This is a genomic window from Chelativorans sp. M5D2P16 (assembly GCF_034427935.1).
Taxonomy (GTDB): Bacteria; Pseudomonadota; Alphaproteobacteria; order Rhizobiales; family Rhizobiaceae; genus Chelativorans.
This window is the reverse complement of record NZ_JAXQNM010000008.1, coordinates 165,435-184,916: the sequence shown is the minus strand read 5'-3', so window position 1 is coordinate 184,916 and position 19,482 is coordinate 165,435. Positions and strand designations below refer to the sequence as shown.

The 19,482-nt window shown below is 64.2% G+C and carries 22 protein-coding genes; 6 read left to right on the top strand and 16 right to left on the bottom strand.

Going from position 1 to position 19,482, the window contains the following annotated elements; genetic code table 11:
- Positions 1-57 precede the first annotated feature (57 nt).
- From SIN08_RS03855 to SIN08_RS03825, 7 genes are all read right to left on the bottom strand, one after another.
- The gene (locus tag SIN08_RS03855; protein ID WP_322450218.1) at positions 58-891 is read right to left on the bottom strand and encodes a phosphatidate cytidylyltransferase; all 834 of its coding nucleotides are present in this window, start codon (positions 889-891) and stop codon (positions 58-60) included.
- A complete protein-coding gene (locus SIN08_RS03850) occupies positions 888-1,646 on the bottom strand; it encodes an isoprenyl transferase (protein WP_322450217.1) in 759 nt (252 codons plus the stop codon). Before SIN08_RS03850 ends, SIN08_RS03855 begins: the two co-directional genes overlap by 4 nt.
- The gene (gene frr, locus SIN08_RS03845) at positions 1,646-2,206 is read right to left on the bottom strand and encodes a ribosome recycling factor (RefSeq protein WP_322450216.1); all 561 of its coding nucleotides are present in this window, start codon (positions 2,204-2,206) and stop codon (positions 1,646-1,648) included. Before frr ends, SIN08_RS03850 begins: the two co-directional genes overlap by 1 nt.
- 10 nt (positions 2,207-2,216) lie before the next feature.
- On the bottom strand, positions 2,217-2,963 hold the full coding sequence (gene pyrH / locus SIN08_RS03840) for a UMP kinase (protein ID WP_322450215.1): 747 nt from the start codon (positions 2,961-2,963) through the stop codon (positions 2,217-2,219).
- Positions 2,964-3,089: 126 nt separating this feature from the next.
- Positions 3,090-4,013: a translation elongation factor Ts gene (gene tsf, locus SIN08_RS03835; protein WP_322450214.1), complete on the bottom strand. Its 924-nt coding sequence runs from the start codon at positions 4,011-4,013 to the stop codon at positions 3,090-3,092.
- A gap of 102 nt (positions 4,014-4,115) precedes the next feature.
- Complete coding sequence (gene rpsB, locus SIN08_RS03830; protein WP_322450213.1) at positions 4,116-4,985, bottom strand: 30S ribosomal protein S2; 870 nt, start codon at positions 4,983-4,985, stop codon at positions 4,116-4,118.
- A gap of 164 nt (positions 4,986-5,149) precedes the next feature.
- The gene (locus tag SIN08_RS03825; RefSeq protein ID WP_322450212.1) at positions 5,150-5,983 is read right to left on the bottom strand and encodes a cell envelope integrity EipB family protein; all 834 of its coding nucleotides are present in this window, start codon (positions 5,981-5,983) and stop codon (positions 5,150-5,152) included.
- A 115-nt stretch (positions 5,984-6,098) separates the two neighbouring features.
- Between SIN08_RS03825 and SIN08_RS03820 the strand changes: the two genes are divergently transcribed.
- From SIN08_RS03820 to SIN08_RS03800, 5 genes are all read left to right on the top strand, one after another.
- Positions 6,099-6,563, top strand: a complete 465-nt coding sequence (locus SIN08_RS03820; protein ID WP_322450211.1) for a RidA family protein — start codon at positions 6,099-6,101, stop codon at positions 6,561-6,563.
- A gap of 19 nt (positions 6,564-6,582) precedes the next feature.
- Positions 6,583-7,293, top strand: a complete 711-nt coding sequence (locus tag SIN08_RS03815) for a glycerophosphodiester phosphodiesterase (protein WP_322450209.1) — start codon at positions 6,583-6,585, stop codon at positions 7,291-7,293.
- A 39-nt stretch (positions 7,294-7,332) separates the two neighbouring features.
- Positions 7,333-8,517 carry a GNAT family N-acetyltransferase gene (locus SIN08_RS03810; RefSeq protein ID WP_322450208.1) on the top strand — a complete coding sequence of 395 codons (1,185 nt, stop codon included), beginning with the start codon at positions 7,333-7,335 and terminating at the stop codon, positions 8,515-8,517.
- Positions 8,518-8,589: 72 nt separating this feature from the next.
- A complete protein-coding gene (locus SIN08_RS03805) occupies positions 8,590-9,027 on the top strand; it encodes an HIT family protein (protein WP_322450207.1) in 438 nt (145 codons plus the stop codon).
- The gene (locus SIN08_RS03800) at positions 9,024-9,755 is read left to right on the top strand and encodes a glycosyltransferase family 25 protein (protein WP_322450206.1); all 732 of its coding nucleotides are present in this window, start codon (positions 9,024-9,026) and stop codon (positions 9,753-9,755) included. Before SIN08_RS03805 ends, SIN08_RS03800 begins: the two co-directional genes overlap by 4 nt.
- A 14-nt stretch (positions 9,756-9,769) precedes the next feature.
- Here SIN08_RS03800 and SIN08_RS03795 read toward each other — a convergent pair whose 3' ends face one another.
- The 6 genes from SIN08_RS03795 to SIN08_RS03770 all read right to left on the bottom strand — a co-directional run bounded on the left by SIN08_RS03795 (position 9,770) and on the right by SIN08_RS03770 (position 16,194).
- The gene (locus tag SIN08_RS03795) at positions 9,770-11,122 is read right to left on the bottom strand and encodes an O-antigen ligase family protein (protein ID WP_322450205.1); all 1,353 of its coding nucleotides are present in this window, start codon (positions 11,120-11,122) and stop codon (positions 9,770-9,772) included.
- Positions 11,123-11,378: 256 nt separating this feature from the next.
- Positions 11,379-11,735, bottom strand: coding sequence for an AzlD domain-containing protein (locus SIN08_RS03790; protein ID WP_322450204.1), 357 nt, complete (start codon positions 11,733-11,735; stop codon positions 11,379-11,381).
- The gene (locus SIN08_RS03785; RefSeq protein WP_322450202.1) at positions 11,732-12,478 is read right to left on the bottom strand and encodes an AzlC family ABC transporter permease; all 747 of its coding nucleotides are present in this window, start codon (positions 12,476-12,478) and stop codon (positions 11,732-11,734) included. The genes SIN08_RS03790 and SIN08_RS03785 overlap by 4 nt, the downstream gene beginning before the upstream one ends.
- A 159-nt stretch (positions 12,479-12,637) precedes the next feature.
- A complete protein-coding gene (clpA, locus tag SIN08_RS03780) occupies positions 12,638-15,085 on the bottom strand; it encodes an ATP-dependent Clp protease ATP-binding subunit ClpA (RefSeq protein WP_322450200.1) in 2,448 nt (815 codons plus the stop codon).
- Between the two features lie 8 nt (positions 15,086-15,093).
- Entirely contained in the window at positions 15,094-15,423 is a 330-nt protein-coding gene (gene clpS / locus SIN08_RS03775) for an ATP-dependent Clp protease adapter ClpS (RefSeq protein WP_322450520.1), read from the bottom strand.
- 609 nt (positions 15,424-16,032) lie between these two features.
- Positions 16,033-16,194, bottom strand: coding sequence for a hypothetical protein (locus SIN08_RS03770; RefSeq protein ID WP_322450199.1), 162 nt, complete (start codon positions 16,192-16,194; stop codon positions 16,033-16,035).
- Between the two features lie 66 nt (positions 16,195-16,260).
- Between SIN08_RS03770 and SIN08_RS03765 the strand changes: the two genes are divergently transcribed.
- Positions 16,261-17,511, top strand: coding sequence for a D-alanyl-D-alanine carboxypeptidase (locus tag SIN08_RS03765; protein ID WP_416208010.1), 1,251 nt, complete (start codon positions 16,261-16,263; stop codon positions 17,509-17,511).
- Positions 17,512-17,552: 41 nt separating this feature from the next.
- Here SIN08_RS03765 and SIN08_RS03760 read toward each other — a convergent pair whose 3' ends face one another.
- From SIN08_RS03760 to SIN08_RS03750, 3 genes are read right to left on the bottom strand one after another with little or no spacing between them, the layout of a single operon-like run.
- Positions 17,553-18,248 carry a DnaJ domain-containing protein gene (locus SIN08_RS03760; protein ID WP_322450197.1) on the bottom strand — a complete coding sequence of 232 codons (696 nt, stop codon included), beginning with the start codon at positions 18,246-18,248 and terminating at the stop codon, positions 17,553-17,555.
- Positions 18,245-18,973 (bottom strand): VWA domain-containing protein, encoded by a 729-nt coding sequence (locus SIN08_RS03755; protein WP_322450195.1) that lies wholly within the window; start codon positions 18,971-18,973, stop codon positions 18,245-18,247. The genes SIN08_RS03760 and SIN08_RS03755 overlap by 4 nt, the downstream gene beginning before the upstream one ends.
- Before the next feature lie 53 nt (positions 18,974-19,026).
- Entirely contained in the window at positions 19,027-19,461 is a 435-nt protein-coding gene (locus SIN08_RS03750; protein ID WP_322450194.1) for a DUF1489 family protein, read from the bottom strand.
- Between the last annotated feature and the right edge of the window lie 21 nt (positions 19,462-19,482).

Sequence of the window (19,482 nt, the reverse complement as noted above, 5' to 3'; positions counted from 1 at the left end):
CTATTGTCCGGCCAAGATTGGCAAATCCAAGGCGGTTCGCGCACCCACTAGCACCGATCAGCGGGAGAAGAAAGCCGCAGCCGGAGTGTTCGGACCGGAAAGCAGCGCCCCCAGAAGATAAAACAGAAGCGCGGCAGCGACGAGCCCGTCCACCCGGTCCATCACGCCGCCGTGGCCGGGGATGAGGCGGCCCGAATCCTTCACGCCGTGGCGACGCTTGAGAGCGGATTCGAACAGATCCCCTGCCTGCGAAACCACCGACAGTGCAAGCGCGACGAGTCCACCCCACAGAAGCGCAGGTCCGCCGGAATCAAAGCCGGCGACCGCCAGCCCGGCTGCAAGCCCGCCCAGGGCACCGCCGATGGCACCGCTCCAGGTCTTGCCGGGCGAGATCGCCGGGGCGAGCCGCGGTCCGCCCAGCGCGCGGCCGACGAAAAAGGCCGCCACGTCGGTGGCCCACACCACGGCGAAGAGGAAGAGGATCGCCATGAGCCCCGCAGTGTCGGCAACGCGCAGGAAGGCGAGCGCAATGGCCGGCAGGCCGGCATAGATGAGCCCGGCTGCACTCCAGCCGCTGCTGCCGGAGAACATGGCATGCGCCGCCACGACGGCAAAGGCTGCGCCGAGCGCGGCCAGCGAAAGCGGCGCCGACAGACCGACGAGCATCGCCAGCATCACCGCCGCCAGCAGTACCCAGGCCACAAGCCGGTTCGTGGGATGGCCGGATGTGCGCATGGCCATCCATTCGTGGAAGACGAGCATCGCCATGACGGCGGCGAAAAGACGGAAGGCGCCGCCGCCCAGCACGGTGATGCCCAGAACGAGGACGCCCAGAACGAGCGCCGATGCAATGCGCAGGCCGAGTTCGCTGCCCGCCTTCCGGCTGCTCATGAAACGGCTTCTTGCGCTGCCGCGCCGCCGAAGCGCCGATCCCGCTCCTCGAACACGGCGATCGCGGCGGCAAGGTCATCCGATCCGAAATCGGGCCACCGGCACGGCACGAACACGAATTCCGCATAAGCCGCCTGCCACAACAGGAAGTTGGACAGGCGCTGCTCGCCGCTGGTGCGGATGATGAGGTCGGGATCGGGCATGTCTGCGGTGTCGAGACGCGCCTCGAAATCCTGCATCGTCACGTCCTCAGGGTCGAGCCGCCCTGCTTTCGCCTCGATTGCCAGGGCCCGCGCGGCACGCAGGATCTCGTCGCGGCCGCCGTAATTGAAAGCGACGACGAGGTTCATGTTGGTGTTGCCGGCCGTCAGGCTCTCAGCCTCCCCGAGCAAGGCGGCGATATCCGGCTCCAGCCCGTCGCGCTTGCCGACGATGCGCACGCGCACACCGTTCTGGTGCAGCTCGGCAAGGTCGCGCCGAATGAAGAGCTTCAACAGCCCCATGAGGTCGGAGACCTCGGCCTTGGGGCGCGACCAGTTTTCGGAGGAGAAGGCATAGACGGTCAACCAGCGGATGCCCATTTCGCCCGCCGCGCGCACGGTCCGGCGCAGCGATTCCACGCCGGCGCGGTGGCCGGCAGTGCGCGGCAGTCCACGGGCGCGCGCCCAGCGACCGTTCCCGTCCATGATGATCGCGATATGCGCGGGCTTCACCGCTTTTTCCCCTTTCGGCCGACAGCCGCGCGCGGCGACCATCAAACCTGCATGATTTCCGCTTCCTTGTCGGCCAGCAGCCTGTCGATCGCGGCGATCGTCTCGTCGGTCATCTTCTGGACGCGATCGGACTGGGCGTGCAAGTCGTCCTGGCTGATCTCGCCTTCCTTTTCGGCCTTTTTGAGATGCTCCATGCCGTCGCGACGCACGTGGCGTGCCGCCACACGCGCATGCTCGGCATATTGATGGGCGATCTTCACCAGTTCCTTGCGCCGTTCCTCGTTGAGCTCCGGCAGCGGGATGCGCAGCGTCGCGCCTTCGACAATCGGATTGAAGCCCAGATTGGATTCGCGGATGGCTTTGTCCACCGCCTGCACCATGCCCTGATCCCATACGGTGACGGAGATCATCCGCGGCTCGGGCACCGAGACGGTCGCCACCTGGTTGATGGGCATGGAAGTCCCATACGCCTCCACGTGCACCGGGTCGAGAAGATTGGCCGAGGCGCGGCCAGTGCGCAGCGATGCGATATCATGCTTGAACGCGCTCACCGCACCGTCCATGCGCCGGTGCAAATCCTTGAAATCAACGCCCTCCGGCATCTCCGCCTCCTTACGCCTTCACCTCGTCGAGGGCCGGGCCGCCGTCGACAATCGTGCAGCGCCCTTCGCCTCTCAAGATAGCTCCAAAACCGCCCTTCTCGTGAATCGAGAAGACGATTATCGGTATGTTGTTCTCCCGCGCAAGGGCAATCGCAGCCATGTCCATGACACCCAGCCCGTCGCGCATGACGCGCTGATGCGTGAGGTGCTCGTAGCGCACGGCGTCCTTGTCCTTGTGCGGGTCGGCCGAATAGACGCCGTCGACCTGCGTGCCCTTGAACAGGGCGTCGGCGCCGATCTCCGCCGCCCTCAGCGCCGCCGCCGAATCCGTCGTGAAGAACGGATTGCCCGTACCGCCGGCGAAGATCACCACCTTGCCCTCGTTCATATAGGCGGTGGCCTGGCGCTGGGAAAAGCTTTCGCACAGTTCCGGCATGGCGACGGCAGACAGCACCACCGCCTCCACGCCGATCTTGATCAGCGAGGTGCGCAGCGCCAGCGAATTGATGACAGTGGCCAGCATGCCCATGTGGTCGCCGGTTACGCGGTCCCCGCCCTTGGAGGCGACCGCCACGCCGCGGAAGATGTTGCCACCGCCGATGACGACGCCGACCTCGACGCCTAGCGCCCGTGCCTCCGCAATATCGGCGGCGATGCGGTCGACCACGGAAACGTCGATGCCGAAGCCCTGATCTCCCATCAGCGCTTCGCCGGAGGCCTTCAGCACCACACGTCGATATCGTCCGGTCACCTTCATCCTCTCCTCAGTGGGTGCCGCCGGCATGCTGCGCCGCTACACCGCAAGGCTCCATCCGGGCCTACACGAAGGGCACCGCGTTGTCACGCGGCGCCCTTCGTTCTTCCGCCCCCCGGATGCGGATCGTTACTGCTTGGCCGCGGCCGCGACTTCGGCCGCGAAGTCGGACTCCTCGCGCTCAACCCCCTCGCCCAGCGCGAAGCGCAGAAAGCCGGAAATGGTGGCGGGGGCGCCGATCTCCTTCTCCGCTTCCTTCAGCGCCTGCTCGACGGTGAGGTCGGGATTGATGACGAAAGCCTGCTTGAGGAGCACGACCTCCTCGAAAAATTTGCGCAGACGGCCTTCGACCATCTTTTCGATGATGTTCTCCGGCTTGCCGGACTGGCGCGCCTGGTCGGAGAATATCTCCTTCTCGCGCGCCACGGCGACGGGATCGACCTCGGCCTCCGTCAGGGCTAGCGGGCTGGTCGCGGCGACATGCATGGCCACCTGGCGGCCGAAATTCTGCGCCGCCTCGGCACTGCCTTCCGTCTCGACGGCCACGAGAACCCCGATCTTGCCGAGCCCGTCGGCCACCGCGTTGTGCACATAGGTAGCGACCGTACCCTTGGAGACCGAAAGCTTGGCCGAACGGCGCAGCGTCATGTTCTCGCCGATGGTGGCGATGGCATCGGTGACGGAGTCGGCGACCGACTTGCCGGTTCCGGGATAATCGGCGGCGGCCACTGCCTCGACGCTACCGTCGGTGGAAAGCGCCACGGACGCCACATTGCGCACGAGATCCTGAAAGGCGTCGTTGCGGGCCACGAAGTCGGTCTCGGAATTGACCTCGACCATGACCGCCGACTCGCCCTGCGACGCGACGCCGATCAGACCCTCGGCCGCCGTCCGGCCGGACTTCTTGTCGGCCTTGGAAATGCCCTTCTTGCGCAGCCAGTCGACCGCCGCCTCGAGATCACCGCCGGTCTCCGTCAGGGCCGTCTTGCAGTCCATCATGCCTGCGCCAGTCATCTCGCGCAGTTGTTTGACCTGTGCCGCTGAAATGCTCATCGTCGCCTCTTCATATCGAACTCATCGCACCGCCGGATCCGAAGGAACCGCGGCCGCCAGGGGCCGACGGCCCCGAAAAACGGGAAGGGAACCCCCCTTCCCTCAGGACTTGCCGGCCTCTTCGGCCGGGGCCTCTTCCGCCGGCGCTTCGGCTGCCGGTGCTTCGGCTGCCGCGTCCGTTGCCGTTTCGCCCGCAGGTGCGGCGGCCTCGGCCGGCGCCTCCTCCAAAGCCGGCTCGCTCGGAGTCTCGGCAGATGCGCCGACATCCATGCCGAGCGCGCCCTGCTGGCGCTCGATGCCGTCGATCGCCGCCTTGGCGATCAGATCGCAATAAAGCGCAATGGCACGCGCGGCATCGTCGTTGCCCGGAATCGGATAGTCGATCTCGTCGGGATCGCAGTTGGAATCGACGATGGCCACGACCGGAATGCCCAGCCGCCGGGCCTCCTGCACGGCGATCGCTTCCTTGTTGGTGTCGATCACGAACATCATGTCCGGGGTCGAACCCATATCGCGGATGCCGCCGAGCGCCCGCTCCAGCTTGTCGCGCTCGCGTTCCAGGTTGAGCCGCTCCTTCTTCGTGAAGCCCTGGGCCTCACCCGACAGCATCTCGTCCAGGCGGCGAAGCCGCTGGATGGAATGGGAGATCGTCTTCCAGTTGGTCATCATGCCGCCGAGCCAGCGCGAGTTCACGTAGTACTGCGCGCAGCGCCTGGCCGAGTCGGCAACGATATCGGAGGCTTGGCGCTTGGTGCCGACAAAAAGCACCCGGCCGCCCTTGGCCACCGTGTCCGATACAGTCTTCAGCGCCTGATGCATCAGCGGCACCGTCTGGCTGAGATCGATGATGTGGATGTTGCTGCGGGCGCCGAAGATGTACGGGCCCATTTTCGGGTTCCAGCGATGGGTCTGGTGTCCGAAATGCACGCCAGCCTCGAGAAGCTGGCGCATGCTGAAATCTGGCAGAGCCATTTGCGTCTTCCTTTCCGGTTGGACCTCCGCGGATCGTCAGGCGGGAAAGCCCGCCACCGGAGGCGTCAGCCGGATGTCTCCCGGACAGATACCCAGTGATCCGCGTGTGGAATGCGCGGGCATATAGAGCCATATCGGCACGAATGCAAGCACTGCGGCCGTCTTCAGCGCGCGTTTTCGGCTTCGCAGGCCTCTTGCTCCGCCTGGAGATCGAGATTGACCAGCTTCGCCGTCATGGAATAGTCCGGGTAGCGGATGAGCATGTCACGCTGGACACCGCTTTCGTGCAGCTTGAAGCTGACATTGTAGTCGCTGATCTCCTCGCCATCCTTTGCCGACCCGTCAAAGTAGGCCGCCGTCACCGGCATGAACGTGTCTTCGGCGAGGTCTCCCAGCACCTTCCGCTCGGGATCGTCGCTTTCCACCGGCTTCGGCCTGCCTACGACGACCGAGATCATAACGGGCTGCTCGGCAAACTCGGTGCCGTCGAAGATGGCGCTTTCATAGAAATTCTCCCCCGCCCGAGCCTTGTCCAGCAGCTCGCGAAGCTGCCCGGTGGGAAACAGGACGGACGCAAAGCGCCGCTCGGCCTCTTCGGGCTCGTCGTAGGCGATGACCGTGCCTTCTTCTTCTCGCCTGGCGGTGCCCGCCACCTCGCTCTCCAGGTTCTCGTCGACAAAGGACTTGGTGACGAAGCGGAACGTCTCGCCCTTCGGATCCTCGAAGCTGGTCACCCTCTGATCGATCAGCCGCGGCCCGCCGGCCATATCAAAGCGCATGACAATGCGGCTCTTCAGGGTATAGCCTTCACATTCGGAGCCGGCGAACTCGAACACCCAGCGACCGTTCATCGCGTCGATATCCGATTCGTCGCTGGCCTCCGAAAGCGCCAGATCGTATACGGCGCGATGTGGCAGCAACGTCTGCGCGGCCGCCACTCCGGAGGCGGCGCTGAGGACGGAAGCCAGAAGGAAGAAGGCAAAGCGCGGCGGGCGCATGACAAATCTCCGTCAGGAACGGGTGTTACGGTGTCGCGCTTGTCAGACGCGGATGAAGGCAAGTCGTGCCGAAAGACAGGCCAACTTGCAAGAGCGAAGAGCGAGGGAATGATACATGGCCAATGCGATCGACAAGCGGCTTCTCGAACTGGGGGTCGAACTACCGGAACCGGCGAAGCCCGCGGCCAACTACGTTCCGTCCGTGTTGACCGGAAACCTGCTGGTGACCTCAGGCCAATTGCCGATGAAAGACGGCAAGCTGATGGCCATGGGCCTGCTCGGCCGCGAGCTCGGGACGGAGGCGGGCAAGCTAGCCGCCAAGTGGTGCGCCGTCAACGTGCTGGCCACCGCGCGCGCCGCGCTCGGTGACCTGGAGCGCATCCAAAGCATCCTCAAGATCTCGGTGTTCGTGGCATCGACGCCGGATTTCACCGAGCAGCATCTCGTTGCGAACGGAGCTTCCGATTTTCTCGTCGCCGCCCTCGGCGAGCGCGGCAAGCATGCCCGCTCCGCCGTCGGCACGGCGGCCCTGCCGATGAATGCGCCGGTCGAAATCGAAGCCATGTTCGAAGTTTCATAAAGGCTGTCCGGAACCGCCCATGCAGGATACCGCCTGGCTGACATCGCGGGCGATCGCCCATCGCGGCCTTCACGACATGAACCGCCAAAGATGGGAGAACACGCTTTCGGCTTTCGCGGCGGCGGTCGAGCGCGGCTATGCGATCGAATGCGATGTCCACCGCGCCGCCGACGGGGTGCCGGTCGTCTTTCACGACGAGGAGCTGAAACGGCTCACCGGCCGGGAGGGGCGCGTGTGGCAGCACACCGCCGCCGAGCTCACGGGGCTCTCCGTCGGCGGCACGGAGGACCACATCCCGAGCCTTTCCGAGATGCTCGCCCTCGTCGACGGGCGCGTGCCGGTGATCGTGGAACTGAAGGGTGTGGCCGGCCACGACCAGGGACTGGCGGAAGGGGTACTCGAATGCCTCGCGGACTATCCGGGCGAGACCGCGCTGATGTCCTTCGATCACTGGATACTGCGCGACCTGGACAGGCTCGGCGGTAACCTGCCCATCGGCCTGACGGCGCACGGCCGCTCGATGGCCGACATGGAGGCGCACTTCTCGATGCTCGCCCACGGCATTTCGTTCGCCTCCTATTGTGTAGACGACCTGCCGAACCCGTTCGTCTCCTTCCTGCGCGAGCGCCTCTCCATACCCGTCATCACCTGGACGGTGCGCAACGAGGCGGGCGTGGAGCGAACCTTCCGCTATGCCGACCAGATGACCTTCGAGGGATTTTCACCTTAGCCTCCGACACCTATCTGTGAACGAAGGCACAGGAACGTCATGCAGAAACCCGAGCCGGCAGCCACCTTGACCGTCGCCCCCAGTCTCGACGCCTTCACGCGCGAGGAATGGTCTCGCCTGTCCGGCGCCGACCCGGCGAACTGCAGGGTGCCCTACAATCCGTTTGTCTCCTACGATTTCCTGAAATCGCTCGAGGAAAGCGGCTGCGCGGTGCGCGAAACGGGCTGGCTCGGCCAGCATCTTCGGCTCGAAGATGCCGGGGGTCTGCTCATCGGTGCGGTGCCCTGCAATCTGAAGTCCCACAGCCAGGGCGAATATGTCTTCGATCATGGCTGGGCCGACGCGTTCGAGCGGGCCGGCGGGCGCTATTATCCAAAGCTGCAGGTCTCCGTCCCCTTTACGCCGGCCACCGGTCCGCGGCTGCTCGTCGGCGGAAATACCGATCCGGCCGCGGCGCGACAGGCGCTCGCCCAGGGACTGAAGACGCTGACCGATCGTCTCGGCGTGTCTTCGGCACACGTCACCTTCGCGCCCGACCAGGACGTCACGGCGCTCGAGGAGGCCGGCTTTCTCGTGCGCACGGACCAGCAGTTCCATTTCTTCAACGAAGGCTACACCTCCTATGACGATTTCCTGGCCGGCCTCGCCTCGCGCAAGCGCAAGGCGCTGAAAAGGGAGCGTCGCGCGGCCCTCGAGGCAGGCATCGAAATCGAATGGCTGACCGGCAGCGACCTCACGGAAGCGGTCTGGGACGATTTCTTCACCTTCTACATGGACACGGGCAGCCGCAAATGGGGGCGGCCCTATCTCAATCGGCACTTTTTCTCGCTGATCGGCGAGCGCATGGCCGACGACATCCTTCTGGTCATGGCCAGACGCGAGGGGCGCTACATCGCAGGTGCCCTCAATTTCATCGGCGGCGACGCCCTCTACGGCCGCAATTGGGGCGCGATCGAACACCATCCGTTCCTGCATTTCGAGGTCTGCTACCACCAGGCGATCGAATTCGCGATCGCCAGAGGCCTGAAGCGCGTCGAGGCCGGCGCCCAAGGGGAGCACAAGCTGGCGCGCGGCTATCTGCCGGTCACCACGCGCTCGGCGCACTACATCGCCCATCCGGGCCTGCGACGAGCGGTCGCCGACTATCTAGAGCACGAACGCCAGGACGTCTCCGCCATCGGCGGCATCCTGGCCGAGCACTCGCCCTACAAGAAAGGCGGCTAGCTCAAGCCTCTTGACCGCAGCGTCGGCAGGCCACAAACATCCCTGCCCGAGCTCCCAAGGACGAGGTAGAATATGACCACCAAGGCCTATGACAAGGACAATCCCTTCGCCAAGATCCTGCGCGGCGAGCTTCCTTCCCACAAGCTCTACGAGGACGACGATACCCTCGCGATCATGGACATCATGCCGCGCGGAGACGGCCATTGCCTGGTGCTTCCCAAACGGCCCGCACGCAATCTCCTTGACGTGGACACCGATAGCCTCACCGCGGTGATGCGCACCGTTCAGAAGGTCGCGCGCGCGACCATGAAGGCCTTCGACGCCGAAGGCGTGACCGTCCAGCAGTTCAACGAGCCCGCCGGCGGCCAGGTGGTCTTTCACCTGCATGTCCACATCCTGCCGCGCTTCGAGGGCGTGGCGTTGCGCCCGCATACGGGCGAGATGGCGGATCAGAACGTGCTCGCCGAGCAAGCGGGCAAGATCCGCGCCGCGCTGGACGACGCCTCGTGACCATCCCGGTGCTCGCGATCAATCTGGATCGCTCGAAGGACCGCTGGGAAGAACTGGTCAAACGCGCCGCCCTCGTCAACGTTGCGCCGGAGCGGATTCCGGCCGTGGACGGCAACGCCATCGATCCCGCCGAGTGGCACGAATTCGATGCCCGCGGTTTCAGGCTGCGGCATGGACGCCATCCGCTCGCCGCCGAATATGGCTGCTATCTGAGCCACATCCGCGCCCTTGATTGGGTGATCGAGGCCGGTGCGTCCCATGCCGTCATCGTGGAGGACGACGCGGATTTCAAGACGGACTTCCTTCCGCGCCTCGAGGCGCTGACGCGGCTTTCCCCCGCCCCCGACGTCATCAAGCTCTACAACCACCGCCTCAGCGGCTTTCTGCCGAAGGCGACAAGCGCGGCGGGCGACGTTGTCGGCCGGTGCATTCACGGTCCCCTCGGCTCGGCCATGGGCTATCTCGTGACACGGCAGGGTGCCGTCAAATTGCGCCGGGCACTCCTGCCGATCTCGCTGCCCTATGACATTGCGCTCGAGCGCGGGTGGTCGCATGGCGCCAGCATTGTGACGACCAGGAAACCTCTACTCAAGCGAGTGAAGTCCGCCTCGACGATTTCACCCGCCGGCTATAAGCCGACGAAATTTCCCTTCTACATGCGCATCCCGACCGCCCTTTTTCGCGGGCAGGACTACCTGCGAAGAGCGGCCTATGCAGCCCGCGGCTGAGCGCCGCGGCCTCATCAGATCCACGTCGTCGGCCTGCTCACACAGCCTTGCCGCTGCCGCTGGTAAAAACAGTAGAAACCAAAGGCGCCGCAAAACCAGAGATAGGATTCGCCGATGGCCAGGCGGATATTCGAATTGCTGAAGATCGTCACGCAGAAGAACAGGAACACGCAGAAAAACGCGTTGAAGACGGCGGAATCGACGATGCCTTCCCGCTTCGCCCGCCAGACCTGCCGGATCACCCAGGAGAAGAGAACGGCATAGAAGATCAGGCCGACAACGCCGTAGCGGATCGCGATCTCGAGATAGCCGTTGTGGAGCAGATTGTAATCGGCAGCGGGATAGGCGCGCGTCTGCCACTTGTCGAGCCATGTCACGCCTTGCCCGAAGATCGGAGCTTCCGCCCAGATCAGAATGGCGCTCGCCCACAGCATGAGGCGCTCGCGAAGACTCTCGGGCACCGTGTAGTCGCGAATGGCATGTTCCATGCTCTCCAGAAGGCCCAAGCCGTCGGCGATCGCCGACAAGAGCTCCATCATCGCCTCCGCGGTGTCGCCGGCGACCGTGCGAATTCCGTCCCAAGCCACGAAAACGGTGACAACCACGGCGACGAAAGCAAGGCCGAGGATCGCCAGCACCCCACGCCGTGCGCTGTGCATCGTCGCGATCAAAAGCAGCTGGACGGGAAGCGCCGCGGCCAAAGCGGCCCAAACACCCTTGGATTCAAGGGCATAGATGTTGGCAAGCCCGAGGAACAGGATCGCGAACGACAGAACGACCAGCCCGGCCCGCAGGATCCCGCGCATGTCGTCGCGGCGCAACAAATAGCTCGCAAAGGGCAGCATGCACAGGACGACCATGCCTTGCGCCACGGCGGCGTGGATCGGGTTTTCGTGCAGGACCACTTCGGCGCGGCGCCCCTCGACGATCGCCATGGGGTCGAAGGAGACCGCGGCCGCAACGAAGCTGATCAGCACGAAGGCGACAACGGCAATGAACGGACGGCGAATCCCGACGAGAAGCGCATAGCCAGAAATCGTGTAGAACAGGGGGAAAAGATATATCCCCTCCGACGAGCCGATACCGGCCTCGGAATACACGGTGGCGTCGTAAAGAAATCTCGTGGCGACATAGATGCCCCACGCTATGCAAAGCAGCCCGATATAACCGATTAGGGGCTTGTCTTCAGACCGGAAATCGGAACGGAAATAAATGATGGTGACGGGAAGGAGCGATGCAAGCGCAACGTATCTGTAGGCGTCACTTTCGATCCAGACCGCCGATATGAAGATGAGAAGAAGCCCGTGGGCGATGACATCTCGGGCAAAGACCGTCGAAAAATAGCGGCTGGGGGAATCCTCACGCAAGGGCATTCACTCTGACTAATCAGCTGCAGGCAGCGCTTTCTGGAGAAGGTGGAAAGACCGGCAGCAGAACGCTCCAGCCAAGGCCACGCCAACGCCAGGCAGTGGCTCGTCCGGATGGCGGATAAAAAGAAATCGGAACATCGAGAATCCCGAATCTTCACAACGCCCCAACCTCGCCCGTTCATGGCCCACATCTTGCCCTTCTTCAAGCAGACGTCGGCATCTTTGTCTCGGATCGAGCGGCCTTTTCGCAGAATCATAGCAGGGATGTGACAAAGATGCCGCTCCCCAGGACGGCTTCGCCTGCCAGGATGCCGACGAGGACCTTCTTGCCGGCCGCCAGATAGGCCGCAAATCCTGCCAATCCGGCCGAAAGCCGCAAAAGCAGTGGTGTGGCCGCCAACGCACCGCTTGGAAAGACGACCAGATTGGCGATCACCGCCGCCACCAGCGCCGTGGCAATACAGCGCACCAGCACGAGGATTTCGGATTCCTCGGTGATCCGTCCACCGAGAAAGACCCCTAGAAAGCGCCAGAAATCCGTCGCCAGCCAGCCGGCGAGTAGGATGAAGAGATAGGGCCACCACCAGGCGTCGATCGCGGAAAAACTCACGCCTGCCGCCTCCGCTTGCCAATGAGATGCAGGCCGAAGGCGGCACTGCCCGCAAGCAGGCCGGCGGCGACCAGATCGAAGCCGGGTGTGAGGAGATGGAAGACCGGGCCCAGCGCGAGGCCGAAGAGCATGGCCGCCTGCCCTGCCCGTTCGCGCGCCGAGCCCCACAGCGAGGTGAGAAAGTACAACGGGGTGAGGAAGAAGAGCGCGGCGGAAACAGCCGGCGGGAGGCGCGCGGCGAGCACGAAGACCAGCGTGACCACCACCATGTTGTTGAGAATCAAGGTGCTGCCGAGCCCCGCATAGAATGAGGCGCGCATGGTCTTCGGCACCGAGCGGAAGCGCTCCATTGCCACCACCCACGAGGTAACGGCAACGAAATGCGACAGGAGATAGAGCACCCAGGACGGCGTCTTCGGCGTGCGGATCTCCGGGATCAGGGTCACGACCATGGGCGCCAGCCGCACCGACGAGAGCGTCACCGCGAAGGCCGCCGCCAGAAGGCCATTGCCGGCGAGGATCGCACCGACAAGAACGACCTTTGCCGGAAGGGCCCAGACAATGCCGGTCATGAAGAGTGTCTGCGTGAGCGTGAGCCCGGCATCGCGCGCCAGCCCCGCGAAACCGACGAAGGCACTTGCCAGGATCAGGCCCGGTATCGAGAACGCAGCCTGGGCGCCGCGCCGGAACCAGAGGAGGCGCTTTTCTTCACGGCCGGAACGGGGAGTTTCGGAACAGCTCATGGAACTCGCCGGATAGCACAGGCGGCGGCAATATGCGACGGACCACCGGTTCCGTGCGCTTGGCTCACGCCGGCCCTTCCGTTTGCGCCAGCCGTAGCGTCAAAAAGAAAGAGCGCGGGCCTCGCGGACCCGCGCTCTTCATTCAATGGAAGGGATGACTCAGCCCTTTCGCGGCAGCTGCGGTACAAGGCTGCGCTTGGGCGGCTCCTTCGGCGCCGGCGGACGCTTTGCCGCCTTAGGCTTGGCCTTCTTCGCCGCCTGCTTCGGCTTCTTCGACCGCTCGGACTCGCGCTTCGGCTTGACCGGCGTATCGTCTGGGATCACCTCCAGCTTCAGCGAGTCCTCGCCGGCTTCGTTCTTCTGCAACGAGACGCGCACCGTGCCGCCGCGCTTCAGCTTGCCGAACAGCACCTCCTCGGCGAGCGGCTTCTTGATGTGCTCCTGGATCACGCGGCCAAGCGGACGCGCGCCCATGCGCTCGTCGTAGCCCTTCTCGGCCAGCCAGGCCACCGCTTCGTCGGTCAGGTCGAAGGTGACGCGGCGCTCGGCAAGCTGGGCCTCGAGCTGCATGACGAACTTCTGGACCACCTGGTGCACCACCGGCACCGGCAGCGACCCGAACGGAATGACGGCGTCGAGACGGTTGCGGAACTCCGGCGAGAAGAGCCGGTTGATCGCCTCCATGTCGTCGCCTTCGCGCTTCGAAGAGCCGAAACCGATCGCCGGCTTCGCCATCTCCGAGGCTCCCGCATTGGTCGTCATGATCAGGATGACGTTACGGAAGTCGATGCTCTTGCCGTTGTGGTCCGTCAGTTTGCCGTGGTCCATGACCTGAAGGAGGATATTGAACAGGTCCGGATGCGCCTTCTCGATCTCGTCGAGGAGAAGCACGCAATGCGGATTCTGGTCCACCCCGTCGGTCAGCAGACCACCCTGGTCGAAGCCGACATAGCCCGGAGGCGCGCCGATTAGCCGCGAGACCGTGTGGCGCTCCATATACTCCGACATGTCGAAGCGCAGAAGTTCGACGCCCAGCGAGGCGGCAAGCTGCTTGGCCACCTCCGTCTTGCCGACCCCCGTGGGCCCGGAGAACAGGTAGGAGCCGATCGGCTTTTCCGGCTCGCGCAGGCCGGCACGGGCAAGTTTGATGGAAGAGGCCAGCGCCTCGATGGCCTGCTCCTGGCCGTAGACCACGCGCTTGAGCTCCGCCTCCAGCCCGGAGAGAACCTTCTCGTCGTCGGCCGAAACGGTCTTCGGAGGAATGCGTGCCATGGTGGCGATCGTGTTCTCGATCTCCTTGACGCTGATGGTCTTGCGCCGCCGGGATTCGGGCAGAAGCTTCTGCGAAGCACCCGTCTCGTCGATCACGTCGATCGCCTTGTCCGGCAGCTTACGGTCGCTGATATAGCGGGCCGACAGCTCCACCGCCGCCTTCACCGCCTCGTTGGTGTATTTCACCTGGTGGAAGGTTTCGAAATACGGCTTTAGCCCCTTCATGATCTCGATCGCATCGTCCACGCTCGGCTCGTTGACGTCGATCTTCTGGAACCGCCGCACCAGCGCGCGATCCTTCTCGAAGAACTGCCTGAACTCCTTGTAAGTGGTTGATCCGATGCAGCGGATCGCCCCCGATGCGAGCGCAGGTTTGAGGAGGTTGGAGGCATCCATGGCACCGCCCGAGGTGGCACCGGCACCGATGACCGTGTGAATCTCGTCGATGAAGAGGATGGCGCCCGGGAAATCCTCGAGCTCCTTGACGACCTGCTTCAGCCGCTCCTCGAAATCACCGCGATAGCGGGTGCCGGCCAGAAGCGTGCCCATGTCGAGGGCGAAGATCGTGGAATCGAGCAGAACCTCCGGCACATCGCCTTCGACGATGCGCTTGGCCAGCCCCTCGGCGATGGCGGTCTTGCCGACACCCGGATCGCCCACATAGAGCGGGTTGTTCTTGGAGCGGCGGCACAGCACCTGGATGGTGCGGTTGATCTCCGGCTCGCGGCCGATCAGGGGATCGATGCGTCCGGAGCGGGCCTTCGCGTTGAGATTGACGCAGTAGGCGGACAGTGCGTCCTGCTGCTGCTTCTTCTTCGTGCCCTCCTCCGTCTCGGCGCCCGGCGCAGCCTGATCCTCGTCTGCGCCGCGCGGCGGACGTGCCTCGGAAGCGCCGGGCCGCTTGGCGATGCCGTGACTGATGTAGTTGACCGCGTCATAGCGGGTCATCTGCTGTTCCTGCAGGAAATAGGCGGCATGGCTTTCGCGCTCGGCGAAGATGGCGACGAGCACGTTGGCGCCGGACACCTCTTCCCGGCCCGAGGATTGCACATGGATAACGGCGCGCTGGATGACGCGCTGGAAACCCGCGGTCGGTTTGGAATCCTCATCGTAACCGGTGACGAGATTGTCGAGTTCGCCATCGATATAATCGAGGACCGTGCGCCGCAACTCGTCCAAATCGACATTGCACGCCCGCATGACGGCGGCCGCGTCGTTGTCGTCGATCAGCGCCAGAAGCAGGTGCTCGAGCGTTGCATATTCATGGTGGCGTTCGTTGGCATAGGTCAGCGCTTGGTGAAGCGCGCGTTCCAGGCCCTGCGAGAAAGCCGGCATTCAATACCTCATTTCTTCTCCATCACGCATTGCAGCGGATGCTGATGCTGACGGGCAAAATCCATGACCTGAGCCACCTTGGTCTCGGCCACTTCGAAAGTGTAGACGCCGCATTCGCCGACGCCGTGATTGTGGACGTGCAGCATGATTCTGGTCGCCGCTTCCCGGTCCTTCTGGAAAAACCGTTCCAGCACGTGAACGACAAACTCCATCGGCGTGTAGTCGTCGTTCAAAAGCAACACGCGGTAGAGACTCGGCTTCTTGGTCTTCGTCCGGGTTCGTGTGATGACGGCGGTGCCGCGCCCGGTGTTTTTGCCGTCATCGTCGCCTCGGGCCATCCGCAAAGCGTCGCCTGGCATTTTGCTCTCGCCGATCGTCAATGGTCCATGCTTCCCGCCGCTCCCTTCAAGAGGAGCGACATGTAGGTACTCGAACAGGGATTTTAAGCCCTTCTGCCGCGCTGACAATACGGATTGCGTCTCCGTCGCCGTCAAATTTTCCTGCACGAGACCCGCAATTCTCTCGCCTGCTGGTGAAAGTGACAAACCGAGGCCCTGACCCCGCTGCCGAACTGGCCAGTGAGGCCACCGCGGCACACCGATCACGCCACCCGACCCTCCTTCCATCTAAGGCTCGCTATGACCGATTTCAAAGGCAGATGCGATAATCGGCCCGGCTGCGGCGCGGCAGCGTCGGAACATTCCCGCAGCAGATGATTTGGCTATCACACGGCCGCCATTTTCCAATGCCTTGTGGGTTGCGGCCAGCCGGGACGGTGCACCCGTCGGCTTGCGTCTCGTTCAACTGTTCCGCTCCGCGCGGTACGGCGCATCGACATGCGTGTCGGGGTTCATGCCGTGCCTTGCCGCGAGGGGTCGGCCATCATCGTCCAACGCAAGAAGAAAACAAGCGCAATGCATTGCAGACCGAGGTGCCCGAGCCGGCGTTCATGCCGCACCAAACCGCAGCCAATTCGCTTCAAATTTGCAAAATTCCCGAAGGGTTTCGAAAACCGTAAACGGATTGGTAACGGCGCGCGCCATACCGTTCTTCAAAGACTCCGGTCCAAGATCACGGTCAGAATAGGTGCGGTTGTGCGTCAGGCTCACACAGGTCTCGTTGGATCCTTCCAGAATGTCTCCCGTATAGTCGCCGCGGTGATGACGGCGGCCTTGGTGGCAGCGCTGTTCACGGCGGCGCCGGCGGCCGCGAACGCAAAATATGCGGGGATCGTCGTCGACGCCAAGACGGGTGAAGTCCTGTACGAGGATAGCGCGGATTCGCCCCGCTATCCCGCTTCGCTCACCAAGATGATGACGCTCTACCTGGTCTTCGAAGCGATGGAGAGCGGAAAGATTTCGAAGAATTCGCGTGTGCCCGTCTCGCGCAATGCTGCCGCCGAGCCGCCGACCAAACTCGGCGTGCCTGCCGGGCAAAGCATCACCCTCGAGCAGGCGATCTACGCCCTGGTGACGCGGTCCGCCAACGACATCTCGACCGCCGTTGCGGAGTTCCTCGGCGGCTCGGAAGCCAAGTTCGCCGCCATGATGACAAGGAAAGCGCACCAGCTCGGCATGTCCTCCACCACCTTCAAGAACGCCCACGGGCTGCCCAACAGCGCGCAGAAAACGACGGCGCGCGACATGGCCCGCCTCGGCATCGCGCTGCGCGAGCACTTCCCGCAATACTACGACTATTTTTCCACCCGCTCCTTCACCTATAGCGGGCGCCGCATCAGCAGCCACAACAACCTCCTTGGCAACGTGAAGGGTGTCGACGGCATCAAAACCGGCTATATCCGCGCCTCCGGCTTCAACCTCGTCAGCTCGGTGGCGACCGGCGGCAAGAGCATCGTGGCGGTGGTGATGGGCGGCCGCACGGCCCGCAGCCGTGACGCGCACATGGCCGACCTCATCCGTCGCACACTGCCCAAAGCGTCCACCGGTTCCGACCGCATGCTGATCGCCAAGGGTGGCCCGGCTGGTCGAATGGTCGCAAGCACGCTGCCGAAGAAAGCCCCCATACCCGACGTCAGGCCCGAGCCCGCAGCCCCCGTCGTCGTCGGCTACGCCGAGGAAAATGCACCGGTTGCCGCCGCCGCCGCGGCGCTTTCCAAGGCAGTCGCCGAAAAGGACGAGCAGGAGGAGATCGATCCGCTTCCCACAGCCTCGACCGCCGTGAAGGGCTGGGTGATCCAGGTCGCTTCCATGCCCAGCGAGCAGGATGCACGCCGTCTGCTCGCCGAGACGAGCCAGGAGGTGCCGAGCGTGCTTGCCGATGCGACCCCCTTCACGGAGGTCTTCGAGATGAAGGGTCGGACCTATTATCGCGCGCGCTTCGGCGGATTCGCAGGCAAATCCGCGGCCTGGAGCGCGTGCGAATCGCTCAAGAAGAAGAACGTGGCCTGCTACGCGGTTCAGAACTGACCGTTGCCGCTCTGCCCGGTGAGTATTGCGTCCAAGGAGGGCTATTCGTGTTGGGACAGGAGAACGTCTCGGGCTTCGTTGATGCGCGCGGCAAGAAAGGACGAGCCGCCCATATCGGGATGCAGACGCTGCATCAGGCGGCGGTGTGCCTTGCGGATTTCCGCCGCACCCGCCCCCGCTTCAAGACCAAGGACCTCGTAAGCCTCCTCCTTGGTCATGCGGCCAGGAGTGGGCGCGCCGCCCTGCCCCGCGCCCTCGTGCGTATCCGCGCCTTCGCGCCAGACGGGAAAGCGGCTGTCAAGATACGTCTCCAATAGCTGCAGGCTCTCACCATCCTTGGCGAGCTCGCTTCTGAGCGCCAGGAGTTCCTCCAGACTCATCTGCGCAAGTCGCCGACCCTCGTGGCGCCCCGCCAGCACCGTTCCCGCGAGTGCACCGGTATCGTGGTCGAGCTCCATCTCGAGCGCGGCAGAGCGCACGGTCGAACGCTGGCCCGCCGAGGGCCGCGGACGCGCACGGATCCGGTTGGAACCGAGCCAGGCGGCGGCGCCCGACAGAAGCATGCCGCCGAGCCCCGCCCGGCCGGCGAAAAGCATAACCAGCCCAACCAGCCCGAGCACCACCGGGCCGGCAAACCGGAGCGCGCTGGCGATACCGGCCGGGCTTGCCCGCATGAAGGCGACCGCCGCAAGAAGCAGCAGCAGAAGAAGCGCGAACGCGACAAAGGCTACGGTCATCGCCTCCCGCTCAGATGCTCGATCATGAGCCGGTCCTCCGGGCGCCCCCGCTTCTCAAGCGCCGGCAGGCCGCCTGTCGCGAAAACCGCCACCGACGAAAGCAGCTTTGCAAGTGTATCGGCCGAACTGCGGTCAAAGCGGAACCAGGCCCCGCGGGACAGCCGGGCGATCTCTCGGAAGGCGTTGGTCGCCACGGGGTTCGTCCCTTCCTGGAAGAGGAAGACGGGGATATTTTTCAGGCCCAGCTCACCTGCCTTCTCTGCCAGAAGATCGACATCCTCCTCCATCGCATCGCCGATGAAGACCAGGGCGTTCACCTTTCCCCGCCCACTCTCCTTCAACGCATGCGAAAGCACCTTGCCGATCTGCGTCTGTCCACCGCGGCAGTCGATGCGCGTCATAAGCCGCTTGAGCGCTTCCGTATCGGCAACGAAACGGGAGGCGGCGCACTCACCGAAGCCGCGGTAGTAGACGAGCTGCACGTTGAGGGCACCCGCCCGGCCGACGGCGTCGAACATGCTCGCCTGGATTTCGCAGGCAAGGTCCCAGGTCGGCTGACGGCTCATGGTGGCGTCGAGCGCCAGGATCAGGCGGCCTGCTCCTTCGCCTCGGACGGCCATTGCGCGCGCCTGGCGCACGAAAGCTTCTACGGCCGCGGTGTCCGAGCGCGGCTTGGCGATGTCGGCCCTGCTTTCCGGCCGAACCGGCGTCTTCTTCTCACTCATGAAAACAAGATGTGGTTGCGCGGGCCGGCTGGCAAGCCCGAAAACACCGCCCGTCAAAGCAGGCCCAGTTCCGTCAGCTCACGGCGCAGGTGGTCCGGCATCTCGTCGCCCTCGGCGCCCGTCTTCAGATCCGCCGGCGCGTCCTTCCCCCTCAGGTAGCGCCAGCCCTGGAACGGGCGCCGTGGCTGCCATTCCGTGCGCGTGATCTCCGGCTGAAGAACCAGTTGGCAGCGCGAGATGCCCTCTGCGTCGATGAAGGGCCGGATCTCCAGGAGGCGCTGGCGGCACTGCACCATGCCTTTCATGACCCAGTAGAGCGACCCGCCGGCGCACAGTTCCTCCATGCGCTTCGGCACCATCCGCGTGGTGTGGATCTGCTCGGTGGGCTCGCCGCGCCGCCGCCGCTCCTCGAGCCGTCCGGAAACCCAGGCTTCCAGCATGTCGGGGCTTTCGCAGCCAACACAGAGTTTGATGAGATGAAGGGCCATGCCGCCTTGTTTAAGGCCGCC

What these genes read in the sequence shown, in the direction of transcription:
- SIN08_RS03810 (WP_322450208.1), top strand. Translation starts at nt 7,333, where the DNA reads ATGCAGAAACCCGAGCCGGCAGCCACCTTGACCGTCGCCCCCAGTCTC.
- SIN08_RS03760 (WP_322450197.1), bottom strand. Translation starts at nt 18,248, where the DNA reads ATGACCGTAGCCTTTGTCGCGTTCGCGCTTCTTCTGCTGCTGCTTCTT.
- pyrH (WP_322450215.1), bottom strand. Translation starts at nt 2,963, where the DNA reads ATGAAGGTGACCGGACGATATCGACGTGTGGTGCTGAAGGCCTCCGGC.
- SIN08_RS03820 (WP_322450211.1), top strand. Translation starts at nt 6,099, where the DNA reads ATGGCCAATGCGATCGACAAGCGGCTTCTCGAACTGGGGGTCGAACTA.
- clpA (WP_322450200.1), bottom strand. Translation starts at nt 15,085, where the DNA reads ATGCCGGCTTTCTCGCAGGGCCTGGAACGCGCGCTTCACCAAGCGCTG.
- SIN08_RS03785 (WP_322450202.1), bottom strand. Translation starts at nt 12,478, where the DNA reads ATGAGCTGTTCCGAAACTCCCCGTTCCGGCCGTGAAGAAAAGCGCCTC.
- SIN08_RS03815 (WP_322450209.1), top strand. Translation starts at nt 6,583, where the DNA reads ATGCAGGATACCGCCTGGCTGACATCGCGGGCGATCGCCCATCGCGGC.
- SIN08_RS03805 (WP_322450207.1), top strand. Translation starts at nt 8,590, where the DNA reads ATGACCACCAAGGCCTATGACAAGGACAATCCCTTCGCCAAGATCCTG.
- rpsB (WP_322450213.1), bottom strand. Translation starts at nt 4,985, where the DNA reads ATGGCTCTGCCAGATTTCAGCATGCGCCAGCTTCTCGAGGCTGGCGTG.
- tsf (WP_322450214.1), bottom strand. Translation starts at nt 4,013, where the DNA reads ATGAGCATTTCAGCGGCACAGGTCAAACAACTGCGCGAGATGACTGGC.
- SIN08_RS03825 (WP_322450212.1), bottom strand. Translation starts at nt 5,983, where the DNA reads ATGCGCCCGCCGCGCTTTGCCTTCTTCCTTCTGGCTTCCGTCCTCAGC.
- SIN08_RS03755 (WP_322450195.1), bottom strand. Translation starts at nt 18,973, where the DNA reads ATGAGTGAGAAGAAGACGCCGGTTCGGCCGGAAAGCAGGGCCGACATC.
- clpS (WP_322450520.1), bottom strand. Translation starts at nt 15,423, where the DNA reads ATGGCCCGAGGCGACGATGACGGCAAAAACACCGGGCGCGGCACCGCC.
- SIN08_RS03850 (WP_322450217.1), bottom strand. Translation starts at nt 1,646, where the DNA reads ATGGTCGCCGCGCGCGGCTGTCGGCCGAAAGGGGAAAAAGCGGTGAAG.
- SIN08_RS03750 (WP_322450194.1), bottom strand. Translation starts at nt 19,461, where the DNA reads ATGGCCCTTCATCTCATCAAACTCTGTGTTGGCTGCGAAAGCCCCGAC.
- frr (WP_322450216.1), bottom strand. Translation starts at nt 2,206, where the DNA reads ATGCCGGAGGGCGTTGATTTCAAGGATTTGCACCGGCGCATGGACGGT.
- SIN08_RS03855 (WP_322450218.1), bottom strand. Translation starts at nt 891, where the DNA reads ATGAGCAGCCGGAAGGCGGGCAGCGAACTCGGCCTGCGCATTGCATCG.